Source organism: Anaerostipes sp. PC18 (genome assembly GCF_039789045.1).
GTDB lineage: Bacteria > Bacillota > Clostridia > Lachnospirales > Lachnospiraceae > Anaerostipes > Anaerostipes hominis.
The window spans coordinates 2,832,965-2,848,329 of record NZ_CP121164.1 but is presented as its reverse complement, the minus strand read 5'-3'; the positions used below and the strand labels follow the sequence as shown (position 1 = coordinate 2,848,329).

General features: G+C 45.5%; 13 protein-coding genes and 1 riboswitch. Of the genes, 8 read left to right on the top strand and 5 right to left on the bottom strand.

Annotated features, from left to right (window positions below; translation table 11 throughout):
- Positions 1-190 precede the first annotated feature (190 nt).
- Genes P8F77_RS15290 through P8F77_RS15280 form a run of 3 tightly spaced genes read left to right on the top strand, consistent with a single transcriptional unit; the run spans position 191 to position 4,154 of the window.
- A complete protein-coding gene (locus tag P8F77_RS15290) occupies positions 191-2,545 on the top strand; it encodes a formate C-acetyltransferase/glycerol dehydratase family glycyl radical enzyme (RefSeq protein ID WP_287519179.1) in 2,355 nt (784 codons plus the stop codon).
- A 1-nt stretch (position 2,546) separates the two neighbouring features.
- Positions 2,547-3,458: a glycyl-radical enzyme activating protein gene (locus P8F77_RS15285; RefSeq protein ID WP_287519176.1), complete on the top strand. Its 912-nt coding sequence runs from the start codon at positions 2,547-2,549 to the stop codon at positions 3,456-3,458.
- Between the two features lie 15 nt (positions 3,459-3,473).
- The gene (locus P8F77_RS15280) at positions 3,474-4,154 is read left to right on the top strand and encodes a transaldolase family protein (RefSeq protein ID WP_024726478.1); all 681 of its coding nucleotides are present in this window, start codon (positions 3,474-3,476) and stop codon (positions 4,152-4,154) included.
- A gap of 328 nt (positions 4,155-4,482) precedes the next feature.
- Here P8F77_RS15280 and P8F77_RS15275 read toward each other — a convergent pair whose 3' ends face one another.
- Positions 4,483-5,838, bottom strand: coding sequence for a sodium-dependent transporter (locus P8F77_RS15275; protein ID WP_270432474.1), 1,356 nt, complete (start codon positions 5,836-5,838; stop codon positions 4,483-4,485).
- 24 nt (positions 5,839-5,862) lie between these two features.
- Entirely contained in the window at positions 5,863-7,164 is a 1,302-nt protein-coding gene (gene thiC / locus P8F77_RS15270; RefSeq protein ID WP_347256175.1) for a phosphomethylpyrimidine synthase ThiC, read from the bottom strand.
- A 92-nt stretch (positions 7,165-7,256) separates the two neighbouring features.
- A riboswitch (TPP riboswitch) is annotated at positions 7,257-7,360 on the bottom strand.
- Between the two features lie 207 nt (positions 7,361-7,567).
- Between thiC and P8F77_RS15265 the strand changes: the two genes are divergently transcribed.
- Genes P8F77_RS15265 through P8F77_RS15245 form a run of 5 tightly spaced genes read left to right on the top strand, consistent with a single transcriptional unit; the run spans position 7,568 to position 12,934 of the window.
- Positions 7,568-8,398: a patatin family protein gene (locus P8F77_RS15265; RefSeq protein WP_148460327.1), complete on the top strand. Its 831-nt coding sequence runs from the start codon at positions 7,568-7,570 to the stop codon at positions 8,396-8,398.
- Positions 8,399-8,428: 30 nt separating this feature from the next.
- Positions 8,429-9,457, top strand: a complete 1,029-nt coding sequence (locus P8F77_RS15260) for a hypothetical protein (protein ID WP_148460326.1) — start codon at positions 8,429-8,431, stop codon at positions 9,455-9,457.
- Between the two features lie 9 nt (positions 9,458-9,466).
- Entirely contained in the window at positions 9,467-10,168 is a 702-nt protein-coding gene (gene vanR, locus P8F77_RS15255; protein ID WP_148460325.1) for a VanR-ABDEGLN family response regulator transcription factor, read from the top strand.
- 34 nt (positions 10,169-10,202) lie between these two features.
- Positions 10,203-11,303, top strand: a complete 1,101-nt coding sequence (locus P8F77_RS15250; protein ID WP_148460330.1) for a HAMP domain-containing sensor histidine kinase — start codon at positions 10,203-10,205, stop codon at positions 11,301-11,303.
- The gene (locus tag P8F77_RS15245; RefSeq protein WP_148460324.1) at positions 11,300-12,934 is read left to right on the top strand and encodes a putative manganese-dependent inorganic diphosphatase; all 1,635 of its coding nucleotides are present in this window, start codon (positions 11,300-11,302) and stop codon (positions 12,932-12,934) included. Before P8F77_RS15250 ends, P8F77_RS15245 begins: the two co-directional genes overlap by 4 nt.
- Here P8F77_RS15245 and P8F77_RS15240 read toward each other — a convergent pair.
- The 3 genes from P8F77_RS15240 to P8F77_RS15230 are packed head-to-tail and all read right to left on the bottom strand — an operon-like array spanning position 12,899 to position 15,187.
- Positions 12,899-13,495 (bottom strand): CoA pyrophosphatase, encoded by a 597-nt coding sequence (locus tag P8F77_RS15240; RefSeq protein ID WP_024726483.1) that lies wholly within the window; start codon positions 13,493-13,495, stop codon positions 12,899-12,901. The two genes, P8F77_RS15245 and P8F77_RS15240, sit on opposite strands and share 36 nt — an antisense overlap.
- Positions 13,496-13,504: 9 nt before the next feature.
- Positions 13,505-14,923, bottom strand: coding sequence for a [FeFe] hydrogenase H-cluster radical SAM maturase HydG (hydG, locus tag P8F77_RS15235; RefSeq protein WP_024726484.1), 1,419 nt, complete (start codon positions 14,921-14,923; stop codon positions 13,505-13,507).
- Between the two features lie 12 nt (positions 14,924-14,935).
- A complete protein-coding gene (locus P8F77_RS15230; protein WP_024726485.1) occupies positions 14,936-15,187 on the bottom strand; it encodes a TM1266 family iron-only hydrogenase system putative regulator in 252 nt (83 codons plus the stop codon).
- Between the last annotated feature and the right edge of the window lie 178 nt (positions 15,188-15,365).

The following is a 15,365-nucleotide window of genomic DNA, read 5'->3' as shown; positions in this document are numbered from 1 at the left end:
ATTGCTGGAACTTTAAAATACTTATCCACTTATTATATATAACGAATCAGCAGTGGATAAAGATAGTACGAAGAAAATTTTTTTAATACACTAAATTTGCATTATGTCTTGCAAAACAATAATAAATAATATATAATAATATAAAACAATAAATTTTAATATATAGAACAAAGCAGGGAAGGAGCAGTATATGGAGGGTGTTTTTCAGACAGACAGAGTAAAATACTTAAAAGATAAAATGTTATCGGAACCAAGGTATGCTTCCATTGAGCAGGCACTCATTATAACGGACAGCTACAAACGACATGAGGATCAGCCGAGGATTATTCAGAGAGCGCTGGCATTAAAAGCATCATTGGAGAAGATTAAGATCAGTGCAGAACCGGAGGAACTGATTGTGGGCAACCGCACGGCAGGAGTCCGCTATGGGGTGGTCTTTCCGGAAAGCGGAAGCACATGGGTGGATAAGGAGTTTGAGACTCTTCCCACAAGGCCGCAGGATAAGTTCCATGTCCATCCGGAAGACATTGAAACATTCAGAAAAGAGATTAAACCTTACTGGGAAGGAAAGTCTCTGGAAGATGTCCTAAATGAGAGATATGGAAAAGAAATAAACGAGATATCAAAAGTAGTGAAGATTAACCAAAAGGACCATGCCCAGGGGCATATCTGCCCTAACTGCGTGACATGGCTGAAGCTTGGTCCGGCAGGACTTCAGGAACAGGCAAGAGAGAAACTTACATCCTGCAGTGAGGAGCAGAGAAATTTCTACGAAAGTGTCGTTCTGGTGATGGAAGGCGTCAGAAACTTTATGCTGCGCTATCATGACCTGATGATGGAGCTTTCAGAAGATCAGGACGATGAAGCCAAGAAAGAATCTATGATCTGTGTGGCAAAAAACTGCAAAAAGCTGAGTCAGCATCCGGCAGAGACCTTTCATGAAGCGGTGCAGTCTATATGGTTTTTGTTTGTGGTTCTGCAGATGGAATCCAATGCTTCTTCATTTTCACCGGGGCGTCTGGACCGCCACCTGATCTCTTACTATGAGAATGACATAAAAGAAGAAAGAATCACAAAACAGGATGCACTCGAAATCATCGAATGTATGTGGCTCAAATTCAATGAGATCGTTTATATGAGAAATTCTCACGGCGCAAAATATTTCGCAGGATTTCCGATCGGGTTTAATATAGCTGTCGGAGGCCAGGATGAGCATGGAAATGATTATTCCAATGATCTTTCGTTTTTATTTCTGGTGGCCCAGAAACACCTTGGACTTCCTCAACCGAACCTTTCCGTGAGGCTCCACGAGGGCACAGGGGATGATCTTCTATTTGAAGCGGTCCGTGTCGTGTCAAAGGGCAGCGGAATGCCTCAGTTTTTTAATGACAAAGCAGTGATCCCGTCCGTCATGGAGCTTGGGATCGAAGAAAAAGATGCCATGGATTATGCCATCGTTGGATGCGTGGAGCTGACGACACAGGGAAATAACCTCGGATGGAGCGATTCTGCCATGTTTAATCTGAATAAGGCGCTGGAAGCCGCAATGACCGGCGGAATCTGTCTGCTCACAGGAGAGAAGATCGCTCCTGATTACGGAAGCCTTGAGACTTATGAAACGTTTGAGGAACTGGAAGATGCATTCCAAAAACAGATCGATTATTTCATGGACAAAATGATCCTGGCCTGTGAGGAGGTAGAGAAGGCACACATCGACCTGCTGCCGTCTCCGTTTCTCTCAGCATCGATCGACGACTGTATGGAAAGAGGAATAGACGTGACAGCAGGAGGAGCAAAATACAACTTATCCGGTATCCAGATGATCCAGGTGGCAAATCTTGCAGACAGCCTGGCGGCAGTAAAACAGATGGTCTATGATGATAAGAAAATTGAGCCGGAAAGACTGCTCCATGCATTAAAGACAAACTTTGAAGGAGATGAGGTCATGAGGACCATGCTCTTAAATAAAGTGCCTAAGTACGGAAACGACGTGGACTGGGTGGACGCCATGGGTACAAAATGGGCCGAATATTTTAAAAACCGTCTGCGCACATTTAAAAACTACCGCGGAGGTCCATACCACACGGGAATGTATACAGTCTCAGCCCATGTACCCATGGGGGAAAATGTCGGGGCGTCACCGGACGGACGCTACGCAGGAGAGCCTCTTGCCGACGGCGGTATGTCTCCGGTTTATGGAAGAGATATGAAAGGTCCGACGGCGGTCCTGAAATCCGTATCAAAACTGGATAAAAATCTTACCACAAACGGAGGGCTGCTGAATATGAAATTTCTGCCTGAATTTTTTAAAAACGAATCCGGTATCCGAAAATTTGCCGGGTTTCTGCGAAGCTTTGTAGACCTGGAAATCCCTCATATACAGTTTAATGTTGTACGGAGAGAGGATCTCATAGCAGCAAAGAAAAATCCGGAGCAGTACAGGGGCCTTACGGTCCGGGTGGCCGGATATACCGCATATTTCACAGAACTTGCAGATGAACTTCAGAATGAGATCATCGCTCGCACCAGCTACGGAGACATATGATATGAAAGGAACAATCTTTGACATCCGCAGATTTTCAACCCATGACGGGGACGGTATCCGGACGACGGTCTTTTTCAAAGGCTGTCCCCTGTCTTGTGTGTGGTGTCAGAACCCGGAGGGGATTTCATTAAGGCGGCGTCCGCTATATTTTGAGAACCGGTGCATACACTGTAAAATGTGTGCGGCAGAAAGCGTGAACGGCGGAATGAAATGCAGGGGAGATACGATGCTCATGAATATTGACGCGTCGGAAGACTGGGAATATCTTGCAGAATTGTGCCCGTCAGGTGCTATCGCCATGGATTCCAGGGAGTACAGCGTGAAAGAAGTGATGGAAGAGATCAGAAAAGACATGGTATTTTACAGGCATGGCGGCGGAGTCACTTTGTCAGGAGGAGAGCCGCTGCTTCAATGGGAGTTTGCACTGGAAATACTGGAGCAGTGCAAAAAAGAAGGAATTCATACTGCGATAGAGACTTCCCTGTATGCAGAACAGGAAGTACTTGAAAAACTTTTGCCGTATCTGGATCTGATCTTTGCAGATTTTAAAATAATGGATGGGGAAAGACACATAAAGTACGTGGGAGTACCAAATCCGAAGATCAAAGAAAATATAAGGTATCTGCTGGAATCGGAAAAGAAAGACCAGGTCATCATACGGACACCGATGATCCCGGGCCTTACCGCGTACAGAGATAATATTACGAAAATTGCCGGATATATCAGCAGGATATATCCCGATGTTTCATATGAAATTCTAAACTATAACCCCCTGGCGGAAGCCAAGTATCATTTAATTGGCAAAGAGTTCTGTTTTGCCGAAAATCCAGAGATGTATTCCAAATCACAGATGAGAGAATTTGAGAGCTGGGCAAGACAGGGCGGTGTAAGCAATACGATCATGGAAATTTAAATAAAGGAGAACAAGATGAAATTTATTATTGATGATGCAGATGTGGAAGCTATTAAAAACTTATATGAGTATTTTCCTGTGGAAGGGGTAACTACCAACCCGTCCATCTTAGCCAAGAGCAAACGGCCTCCATATGAGGTGCTTGGTGAAATTCGTGAATTTATCGGAAAAGATGCGGACCTTCACGTGCAGGTTGTCTCAAAGAGTGCCGAAGATATGGTCACAGAAGCAAAAGAAATGCAAAAACGACTTGGAGAGAATACATATATTAAAGTCCCCACTACAAGGGAAGGATTAAAGGCAATGAAACTTCTGTCTGCCAAAGGGGTAAAGATAACGGCCACGGCCATTTATACTCCGATGCAGGCATTTTTAGCGGCAAAGGCAGGCGCCGCTTATGCAGCGCCATATGTAAACCGTATCGATAATCTGGGGGCCGATGGAATTGAGACGGTGAAGAAGATTCACGATATTTTTCAGAACAATGGGCTTAAAACAGAAGTGCTGGCTGCCAGCTTCAAGAATTCACAGCAGGTATTGGAACTCTGTGCCTATGGGATCGGTGCTGCAACCATCGCACCGGATGTCATAGAGGGACTGATCAAAAATGACGCTGTAACCGCCGCAGTAGGCGCATTCACAAAAGACTTTGAAGGACTGTGCGGCGAAGGAAAGACCATGAAGGATTGTTGTTAAAGCAGTATAGAAAAAACAGGGGCCGATTGAGAGCTTTTTCAGTGATTAATAAAAGCGCATGACAAGAGCATGCGCTTTTGTTAATAAATTTATTTTAAGTATTTTTTCAGAATGCCGGTTAATTCTTTTACGTCAACAGGCTTTGCTATATGGGCGTTCATGCCACACTCTAAGCAATGCTGGCCATCCTCTGCCCTTTCCAGTTCTGCACCCAGGCTAGGATGGCTGAGTCCGGTTGAATACAGACTCAGTCTCTTGGCGGCATAAAAGAAAAATGCGAAGTGGATTTTCCACTTCGCAATAAAGTCTGACTTTTAGGTGTCACCTATTACACTGTGATAACTCCCATTCCCTGGAATATGGAGAACAGGAGAATGGCTATGATACAGATCGGTGCAAAAAATCTAATCATTGGAATATATAAATTTTTTCGTTTGAAATCTCCTGAACTTTCCACTTCATCAATGATTTCTTTTGGTTTGATAACATAAGCGGCAAATATGCAGGTGCAGAATGCTGCAATCGGCATCAAGACGCTGTTGCTCAGGAAGTCGAAGAAATCCAGAAAACTGAAGCCAAGAAGCTTAATATGACCCCATATACCAAATCCCAGAGATGACGGCACTGCCATGATCATTGCAATGACAAACATGGTAATGCAGGCTCTGATGCGGGATAAATGAAACTTATCCATTACGATGGAGACCAGCGTTTCCAAAAGAGAAATCGCAGAAGTCAACGCCGCGAAGAAAACTAAAATGAAGAAAACAGCTCCAATGACAGTTCCCAGGGCCATGCTGTTAAATACCTTCGGAAGCATTTTAAACATCAGGGATGGTCCGGATGCAAGCATATCCGCATTGCCTCCTGAAAATACAAAGACCGCAGGAACGATCATAAGCCCTGACAGGAATGCAACACCTGTATCAAAAATCTCTACCTGTGAAACAGACTTCTCAAGGTTAGACTTTTTCGGCATATAGGAACCAAATGTAATCATGATTCCCATAGCAAGGGACATGGAGTAGAACAGCTGTCCCAGAGCAGCAAGGAATGTGGTAGGTGTCAGATCCCTGAGATTTGGCTTGATGTAATACAATACACCTTCCATGGCACCCTTTCTGGTAATGCAGTATACGGAGATTCCGATCAACAATACAATTAAGACCGGCATCAGGATCGTACTGACTTTTTCAATACCGCCTTCAACCCCGAGAGCTACGACAATCAATACAAGTCCTGCAAAGATCAGGAGCCATACCATAGGGCTTACGGACTGGCTGATAAAGCCTTCAAAGAAAGTATCTCCAGCCGCCTGGCTGATATTTCCGCTTATTGAGACAAACAGATATTTTGTTACCCATCCTCCAATGACACAGTAATAAGGGAATATAATAAACGGTATGATACTGGTCAGATAACCGATAAACTTATACTTTTTATTAAAATAGGAAAATGCATGTATGGCACTTTTTCCGGTTCTCCGGCCAATGGCAATCTCGGTGATCATCAGAGTAAACCCAAAGGTCACTGCAAGTATCAGATAGATCAAAAGGAAGCTTCCTCCTCCGTATTTAGCTGCCAAATATGGAAATCTCCATATGTTTCCTAATCCTACCGCTGATCCCGCAGTCGCAAGCACAAAGCCGATTCTGCTGGAAAAGCTGCCTCTTTCTTCATTCATAAATCTGTGAAATCCTCCTTTAGTTTATACTACGTCGACATCTTCACCTGCCAACACAGCATTCATATTTCGAACGGAACACATTTTTCCGCACATGGTACATGTATCTTCTCTTTCAGGTTTTGATTCAGCGCGGTACCTTCTTGCCTTTTCAGGGTCTAAAGCCAGATCAAACTGGGCCTCCCAGTCAAGCTTCTGCCTTGCCTTGGCCATCTGGTTGTCCCAATCGATTGCTCCTTTTATGCCTTTGGCGATATCCGCCGCATGGGCTGCAATCTTTGAAGCCATAATGCCTTCTTTTACATCGTCTACATTTGGAAGACGCAGATGCTCGGCCGGTGTAACATAACACAGGAAGCTTGCACCGGATGCCGCTGCAATGGCACCTCCGATCGCTGAAGTGATATGGTCATATCCAGGGGCGATATCGGTAACCAGCGGCCCTAACACATAAAAAGGCGCACCTTTGCATATAGTCTGCTGAATTTTCATATTTGCCTGTATCTGGTCCATTGGCATGTGTCCGGGTCCTTCGATCATTACCTGGACATCCTTTTTCCAGGCCCGGGCCGTCAATTCTCCCAAAGTTACCAGCTCCTCGATCTGAGAAATATCGCTGGCGTCTTTAATGCACCCCGGACGGCAGGCATCCCCGAGGCTTAGAGTAACGTCATATTCATTACAAATGTCCAAAATCTCATCATAGTATTCAAAGAACGGATTTTCACAGCCGGTAGCTTCCATCCAGGCAAAGATCAATGATCCGCCGCGGGAAACAATGTTCATCTGTCTCTTCATGGCCTTAAAACGGTCTGCAGTACTGCGGTTAATCCCGCAGTGAATGGTCATGAAGTCGACTCCGTCTTCCGCATGCATTTTAAATATGTCGATCCATTCTCTGGATGTGATATCCTTGAGAGCCTTGTTGTAGTATACGATGGCATCGTAAATCGGAACAGTGCCCAGAATGGCCGGGCATTCAGCCACAAGCTTTCTTCTGAAGGTCTGAGTGTCCCCGAAAGAAGAAAGATCCATGATCGCTTCAGCACCCATGGAGACAGCCTGGTTTACTTTCTTCATTTCCATATCCATATTCAGACAGTCTCTGGATGTTCCAAGGTTGACATTGATCTTTGTTTTCAGGGAATTGCCGATGCCGAACGGCTTTAAGCATTTATGATTTTTGTTGGCCGGTATGACGATTGTTCCGGCGGCAACTTCATTCATAAGCTTTTGAAGATCCATTCCTTCATAGGCAGCTACAGTTTCCATTTCCTTGGTCGCGATGCCGGCTCTGGCGGCATTCATCTGTGTTGTGTAAGTCATCTTACAACCTCCTCGTTTCAATCAGTCGGGAGGGAATCTAAAATGCAGTATTTAGTTTTCGGAACATTACTTTTTAATGTACATGCTTCCGTTACAATAAGCATCTAAATCCCTACGTTGGCATTACCCAAATCAGGTATGATGGTCGAAGGTTCATCCTTCCTCTCAGCCCGTAAAAGCTCCCATTTTAGTTTCAAAAACGACCTTAAAGGTCATCTTTCGTATTGTATCATTGTTTATTAGAAAGTGCAATGGTTTGAAAATTGCAATATCAGCCAAAAGAGACAATCAAGTGATAAAAACTCATACAATAAGTTTCCAGTTTTTGTGTTATAATAAAGGAAAGGAGAAGCATTTCCGCGGATTACGGGGAGTGCCCAAACGCAGTTAGGAGTGAGAGAAAATGGCAAGTTTAATATTAGAGGGCGGGACATTCCGGCCTATTTTCAGCGCAGGGGTGATGGATGCCCTGCTGGACCGCGACATTATGTTTCCGTATGTGATCGGAGTGTCAGCCGGCATCTGTGACGGCTTTTCTTACGTATCCAGACAGAGGGAGAGAAATCTTCAGATCCTTATGAATCACAGAAATGATCCCAGGTATGTAGGAAGACAGAATCTTATCAAAGAAAGAAGCCTGTTCGGGCTGAATTTTGTTTACAATGTGATCCCAAATAAATTATATCCGTTTGACTGGGACACCTTTTACAAATATGACGGAAAAATCCTAGTGGGAGTTACCAATGCCCTGACCGGGGAAATCGAGTACAAAGACGGAAAAGACTTGGATGAGGAGTGCATGATGCTGAGGGCAACCTGCGCACTGCCGCTTATTTTCCCGGCGATCAATCTGGACGGTGTTCCTTATTTCGACGGAGGAATCGCAGATCCGATCCCGGTTCGCAAAGCGATACGGGACGGCAATGACAAGCATTTGATCGTACTCACAAGACCAAAGGGATATAAAAAGGAGCTCAGCAAAAGCCATAAGGTTACATCAAGGCTGCTGAAAAGAAAGTATCCGAAGCTTCCGGACCTGCTTTTGAACCGTCATGTGGAGTACAACCGCACTGTCCGGTACTGCGAGAGACTGGAGAGAGAAGGAAAGGCTGTGATTCTCAGGCCGGATCATCCCATTGACAGTTTTGAAAAGGATATCGATGTGCTCAGGGAGACTTATCAGATGGGATACGATATGGCAATAGAAAGAATAGAAGAAATCAAAAAACTGTGATACAATAAATTAGAAGAAGAGGTGGTCAGGATGGCAAGAATTTTGTATTCAGAGCGGCCGTATGTAGAAGAACTATCTACCAATAAGACAAGAAATTTAATAGTAATCTGTGAACGCCTCTTTCTGCCGGTGCAGGCAGATGCAGCCAAGCTTGAACTGGCCGGGGAGATCGCCGGCAGACTCATCGATGAGCCCCAGGTTCTTCTCTGGATGCTTCAGTTGGAGGCAATTGAACTTTTGTTTGAACTTTGGGAACAGAAGGATGGGCAGTTTGCACTGGAGCCCAATTTTAATGATCTTCAGCAGCTCCGGTATCTGGGCTTCATTCATGTGGAAGAGGACCAGGTGGCTGTTAATATAGAGGCAAAGGATCTGTTTTATTTTATTTTAAAGAGCCACAAGTCCGGGAAGATCATGGAAAGGCATACAAGATGGGAGCAGGTTATTTTCGGGATGCTGTTTACTTACGGTATTCTCGATGTATATTACTGCTATGATATTTTTGTGCAGGTGACAGGGGAGAAGATATCTTATGACGAGATGGAAAGGTTTCTCCTGATCCGGATCGTATTTTGGCGAAGCGGCATCCTGCTGCGCAATGAGAAAACAAAGCGCCTGTTTATGGTGAGCCGTGAGGTCCTTGACCGGAACGAAGTGTTTGACGAGTGGAACGAGTATCAGGATCTTAATTTCAAGGAATATACGGAAGATGAGTATGTGGCGCTTGCCATGGGCAACGGCGTGACCGGATGGCCGGGAGTCTCCGAGATGTTTACTTATATTCTGGAGGAGATCGAGGACGACCGCTACAAGGCTATGGTCATTATGAAGTCCATTATTTTGATGATTCAGAACGGTGCCAGTTATCTGGATACGGTTGTAAAAGTATCCAGACTCCTAGATGCCGAAGAAGAGGACGAAAAGATTTTTTACGATTGTTTGAAAACTGTTTTTTATCATACGCCCATTTATGGGAAAAAAGGCCATACGCTCTCGGATATGGCGAAGAAACAGGACGACGTGCCGTTTCAGGTGATCAACGGCGGCAAAAAGATATAGGAGGTATCAATGAAGCAGTCAAATGTGCTTGTAGTAGATGATGAAAAGGAAATCGCTGATTTCATAGAGCTCTATTTGAAAAATGAAAACTATGAGGTGTTCAAGTTCTACAACGGTGCCGGGGCACTGGAATGTGTGGAACAGGAGCAGATCGATCTGGCAATTCTGGATGTGATGCTCCCGGACATCGATGGCTTTGAAATATTAAAAGAAATACGGAAAGACCATAACTTTCCGGTTATCATGCTGACCGCAAAGACAGCATCTATGGATAAGATCAACGGACTGACCCTGGGAGCGGATGACTATATCGAAAAACCGTTTGAACCGCTGGAGCTGATGGCGAGGGTGAAAGCCCAGCTGCGCCGTTTTATCCGCTATAATGACGGCAGCGGCCAGAGCAGTGAAGATACTCTGGAGATTGCCGGACTGGTGCTGAACAGGAATACACACCAATGTCTGTATGGGGAAGAGGAAGTGATACTGACGCCTCTGGAGTTTTCGATCCTCTGGATACTCACTAAGAATAAGGGAAAGGTCATAAGTTCGGAAAATCTGTTTGAGCAGGTGTGGAAAGAAAAATATTTCAAGAACAACAACAATACAGTTATGGTCCACATCCGCCACCTGAGAGAAAAGCTCGGAGAGGTGATGGGACATAAAGAGCTGATCAAGACTGTCTGGGGAGTGGGATATAAAGTTGAGGAGTAAGTGGAACAAATACCGGAGCTTAAAAATCAGGATTATGCTCCAGACCTTAGGCATCAGCCTGCTCGTAGGTATCTTTGGTTATCTGTTTATTTTTGTCTTTGTGGACGGAGTGCTTCAGGCGCCGTTTGCAGACAGCATGGTGCACTTTTTTGAGCAGTTCGGATTCGACAATGAGAGTGCTATTCATCTGTACCGTGCGATCTTCTGGGATAATAAGACCATGATCATTTCTACGGGATTTATCTTTCTGTTCTTATGCAGTTTTTATCTGGGTATGTCCAGGTTTACAACCTATTTGAGGCAGATTGAATCCGGGATCGATATGATCCTGACAGACTCCAGCGATCTGATCGAGCTGGAGCCGGAATTGCAGCCTATGGAAAACCGTCTCAATGAGATCAAGGTCAGTCTGAAGGAACAGCGCAGGCAGGCCCAGGAGAGCGAGCAGCGCAAAAATGACCTGGTGGTATATCTGGCCCATGATTTGAAGACTCCTCTGACATCGGTTATTGCATACCTGAGTCTTTTAAGCGAGGCACCGGATATGCCTCTGGAACAGAGGGCAAAGTATACAGATATTTCTCTGGAGAAAGCCAAACGTCTGGGGGACCTGATCAATGAATTTTTTGAGATTACAAGATACAATCTTCAGAATATTACTCTGGAAAAGAAGACATTCTATCTGTATGTTTTGTTAGAACAGGTATTGGATTCTTTTGAACCGGTCTTTAAAGAACGCGGCCTGACCTGCCACACGGAGATCGAAGACTCGATCCTGATCCACGGGGACCCGGACAAACTGGCTCGTGTCTTTGAGAACCTCTTAAGAAACGGAGTTTCCTACTGTTACCCGAATTCAGCTATCGAGGTCAGCGCATCGGGAGAAGAAAAAGAGACGGTGATCAGGATCAGGAACCAGGGGAAAGAGATACCGAAGCATAAACTTGAGAATTTATTTGAAAAGTTTTACCGTCTGGATGAAGCACGGTCTACGGAGACCGGCGGAGCGGGCCTTGGTCTTGCAATCGCCAGGGAGATCGTAGAGCTGCATCAGGGAACGATCACTGCGAACAGTAATAAGGATTTCACGGAGTTTATTGTCAGACTTCCAATGGAACAGAAGGAGGAGCCATGAAAAGTACTTATGTAATCGGGCACAGGAATCCGGATACGGACTCCATTTGCTCTGCGATCGCCTACGCGAATCTGAAAAATCAGGTAAACGGAGGGGGATTTGAAGCCCGCAGGGCCGGCAACGTTAACGGAGAGACGAGTTTTGTATTAAAGCAGTTTCATGTGAAGGCCCCGGAGTTTTTGAGCGATATCAGGCCCCGTATGAGCGACATCACGCTGCATGAGGTGGAAGGTGTCAGACAGGACATCTCGATCAAGGAGGCAGGGGACCGGATGAAGAAGCTGAAACTGGTGGCTCTTCCAGTCCTGGAAAATAACCGTCTGAAAGGTATGGCGACGATCAGTGATATCGCCCATGCGGACATGGATGTTTATGACAGTGAGATTCTGGCAAAGGCAAAGACTCCGTATCAAAATCTGGTAAAAACTCTGGATGGTGTGATGACGGCAGGCAATATTTCAGATGTCATCGATCACGGAAAGGTAACGGTATCTGCTGCCAGCATCGACAAGATGGAACAGTTTGTGACAGAGGGGGATTTAGTGATCCTCGCGGACAGAGACGATGTTCAGAAGCGCGCTATTGAGATCGGCGCCCAGTGCATCATCGTATGTATGGGCAGCAAAGTGAGCAGGGAAATCCAGGAGATGGCAGAGTTAAAAGGATGCCATATCCTTGTGACGCCTTACGACACTTTTACAGCCGGCAGGCTGGTCTGCCAGTCCATGCCGATTTCCTATGTGATGACCAAAGAAAATATCATAACCTTTTCTTCCAATGACTATGTGGATGATGTGAAGGCACTGATGGCAAAAAAGAGATTCCGCTATTTTCCGGTGCTTGACCCCAGGGGAGACTTCATCGGTCTTGCATCCAGACGGCGTATGCTGGGATTTGAGAAGCGGAAAATGATCCTGGTGGACCACAATGAACTGTCACAGGCCGTGGAGGGACTGGAAGAATGTGAGATCCTGGAGATCATTGACCATCACCGTCTGGGCTCTATGGAAACCATGTCGCCTGTCTATTTCAGGAACCAGCCGGTAGGATGTACGGCAACGATCGTGACGCAGATGTACGAAGAACAGGGTGTGGAGATCACTAAGCCGATGGCAGGTCTGCTCTGCTCCGCGATCCTTTCCGACACGCTCATGTTCCGGTCACCGACCTGTACTCCGGCGGATGAGGCTGCTGCCAGAAAGCTGGCCGAGATTGCAGGGATAGAGGTAGAAGAATATGCCAAGCAGATGTTCCGTGCGGGAAGCGACTTGAAGGGCAAAGCTGCCGATGAGATCTTTTATCAGGATTACAAAAAATTCTCCTCAGGAGATGTCTCCTTCGGAGTGGGACAGATCACGTCTCTGGATCAGGGCGAGTTAGAGGAGATCAAAGACAAGATCATACCGTATGCCGAGACGGTCAGAAATGAACAGGGATTGGATATGATCTATTTTATGCTGACCAATATTCTGGAAGAGACAACTTATCTCATTATGATCGGAGATAAGAGCAGCGGTATTATCTCACAGGGCTTTGGAGCAGAGACAGACGGATGTGTCGCAAAGCTTCCGGGTGTGATGTCCAGAAAGAAACAGTTAATCCCGAATATACTGAATATTATACAGCAGTAATCTGGCAGTCATGCCCCAGATCACGCGCTCTTTGAAGCGGTAAAAACAAACCTCATATTTCCCTTTTGCCCACGGATAATTTTCTCCGTTTGGAATATCGGCAAAAGGGAAATTTTTTTGCGGTTTAGTCATGAGAATGCTGCTGTAATATTCCGGTTCGTTTTCAAGAAAGAAATCAAGAGGGACGGTAAAGACAGAATCCACCTCATCTCTGGAAAACTGTCCGTGATAGTCATGCAGCTCTGCCAGGAACGGTTCAATCCTCGTCTGATACGGGGTTACGAGATAATCTAAGGCCCCGAAGACTTCAATATGTTCCCTTTGTATAAATAATTCTTCTGTCGTCTCCCGGACAGCCGCCTCATAGGTCGTTTCTCCCGGCTCCACTTTTCCACCGGGGAAACAGACTTCGCCCGGCTGTTTATTTAAATGTCTGGCACGTACCTCAAATAAAACGTGGTACCCATCCTCCTTTTTTATCAGGGGAATGAGTACCGCAAATGACGTTTCCTTTTCTTTACCGATTCGTTTTGGGATATGATGTCTTAAAGATTCAAACATGGGGTTCTCCTAAAATCTGAAATCACGCTTTCCTTCATGGATATTTTCAATATATTCTTTTGCTTTTTGCTTTACCACCGGATTTGTAATCGTCTCCAGCGCTTTTTGGATCACTTTTTCTCCTTTTTGTTTTGTATCCTCAGAGGCGTAGTCTTCCAGATACTCTTTGAGGGTCATCATGGCGTTTGGACCGCAGCAGTTGGCGATCTGGCCTGACTTTACAAGGGACATGAAGCGGTCGCCGGTCCTTCCCTCCCGGTAGCAGGCAGTACAGAAGCTTGGGATATGGCCCAGGTCAAGAAGCCAGTTTACCACCTCGTCTAAAGTACGGTCGTCACTCCGCTCAAACTGGGCAGAATTGTCTTCAGGTTTTTCTGGTTCTGCGTATCCGCCCACGCTGGTGGAAGATGCACCGCTGATCTGGGATACACCGACCCTGAGCACTCGTTCCCTGGACTCTTTTGTCTCTCTGGTGGAGACAATAATGCCGGTGTACGGCACTGCCACACGGAGGATGGCAACGATCTTTTCAAAAATATCATCGTTGATTCCGTTTTCAAACTCATCTGGGTCCACATCCTCTGCCGGACGGATTCTGGGAACACTGATCGTATGAGGACCCACGCCGAACCTGGCTTCCAGGTGCTCCGCATGCATCAGAAGTCCTGCAAAGTCATAGCGGTACATATTCAGGCCGAACAGGACACCGATCCCTACGTCGTCAATCCCGGCTTCCATGGCACGGTCCATAGCTTCTGTGTGATAAGCGTAATTATGTTTCGGGCCGGTAGGATGCAGAACTTCATAGTTGTCTTTATGATATGTCTCCTGAAATAAAATATACGTTCCGATTCCTGCATCCCGCAGCTTCTTATAATTTTCTACCGTTGTTGCGGCGATGTTTACATTGACGCGGCGGATCGCTCCGTTTTTATGTTTTATTCCATATATGGTTTTAATACTTTCTAATACATACTCGATCGGAATATTGACCGGATCTTCTCCGGTTTCCAGTGCAAGACGTTTGTGTCCCATGTCCTGAAGTGCGATGACTTCTTTTTTGATTTCCTCCTGGGACAGTTTTTTCCTGCGGATATGTTTGTTTTTATAGTGGTATGGACAGTAAACACAGCCGTTGACACAATAATTTGCGAGGTAGAGAGGCGCAAACATAACAATCCGGTTGCCATAAAACTCTTCCTTGATCTTGATGGCCAGGTCAAAGACCTTCTGCATCAGCTCTTTATCTTCACATGCCAGCAGGACAGATGCCTCTCTATGGCTTAAACCTTTCAGCTTTTTTGCTTTTTCAATAATTGACAGGATCAGTTCCCGGTTATCCTTATTGGCATCTGCGTAGGCAAGGGTATCCTTGATTTCCTGATCGCTGATGAATTCTTCTGCAACTTTTGAATTTGGCTGGTACATAATTTTTCTCCTTTATTTTGTTTTTGCAAACATTGATTTGACGCTGATTCCATCGATCATTCCCAGTTTGCCGGAAAGAGTGCTGATTGCATTTTCCGGCGCATCCAAAACGATGGATATGATGTTGATGTCCTTTTCCCGGTAGGGAATGCCCATTCTGCCCACGATAAAATCCCGGTATTCATGCAGCAGCTGATTGGTGGGAGTTATGCCTTTTTCTTCCTCGATGATAATACCGATCAGCGCAATCCGTGTTTCCTTCATATGATTATGAACCTCCTTAAAATAAAAAGGCATATCCCATAGGAATATGCCTGATCATCGCAGTATAAGAACAGAGTTTCACCTGAGAAACTCTGTGGTTGGCTTATAAAGGATCAATCTTGGCATCGGGCAGTACCCTGGCTTCAGAAAGATGTTTTTCACTGCTTTTATAGTAGCC

Bases quoted from the DNA above. Each gene is read 5' to 3' on its own strand.
- P8F77_RS15280 (WP_024726478.1), top strand. From the start codon at position 3,474: ATGAAATTTATTATTGATGATGCAGATGTGGAAGCTATTAAAAACTTA.
- vanR (WP_148460325.1), top strand. From the start codon at position 9,467: ATGAAGCAGTCAAATGTGCTTGTAGTAGATGATGAAAAGGAAATCGCT.
- P8F77_RS15285 (WP_287519176.1), top strand. From the start codon at position 2,547: ATGAAAGGAACAATCTTTGACATCCGCAGATTTTCAACCCATGACGGG.
- hydG (WP_024726484.1), bottom strand. From the start codon at position 14,923: ATGTACCAGCCAAATTCAAAAGTTGCAGAAGAATTCATCAGCGATCAG.
- P8F77_RS15250 (WP_148460330.1), top strand. From the start codon at position 10,203: ATGCTCCAGACCTTAGGCATCAGCCTGCTCGTAGGTATCTTTGGTTAT.
- P8F77_RS15245 (WP_148460324.1), top strand. From the start codon at position 11,300: ATGAAAAGTACTTATGTAATCGGGCACAGGAATCCGGATACGGACTCC.
- P8F77_RS15275 (WP_270432474.1), bottom strand. From the start codon at position 5,838: ATGAATGAAGAAAGAGGCAGCTTTTCCAGCAGAATCGGCTTTGTGCTT.
- P8F77_RS15290 (WP_287519179.1), top strand. From the start codon at position 191: ATGGAGGGTGTTTTTCAGACAGACAGAGTAAAATACTTAAAAGATAAA.
- P8F77_RS15230 (WP_024726485.1), bottom strand. From the start codon at position 15,187: ATGAAGGAAACACGGATTGCGCTGATCGGTATTATCATCGAGGAAGAA.
- P8F77_RS15260 (WP_148460326.1), top strand. From the start codon at position 8,429: ATGGCAAGAATTTTGTATTCAGAGCGGCCGTATGTAGAAGAACTATCT.
- thiC (WP_347256175.1), bottom strand. From the start codon at position 7,164: ATGACTTACACAACACAGATGAATGCCGCCAGAGCCGGCATCGCGACC.
- P8F77_RS15265 (WP_148460327.1), top strand. From the start codon at position 7,568: ATGGCAAGTTTAATATTAGAGGGCGGGACATTCCGGCCTATTTTCAGC.
- P8F77_RS15240 (WP_024726483.1), bottom strand. From the start codon at position 13,495: ATGTTTGAATCTTTAAGACATCATATCCCAAAACGAATCGGTAAAGAA.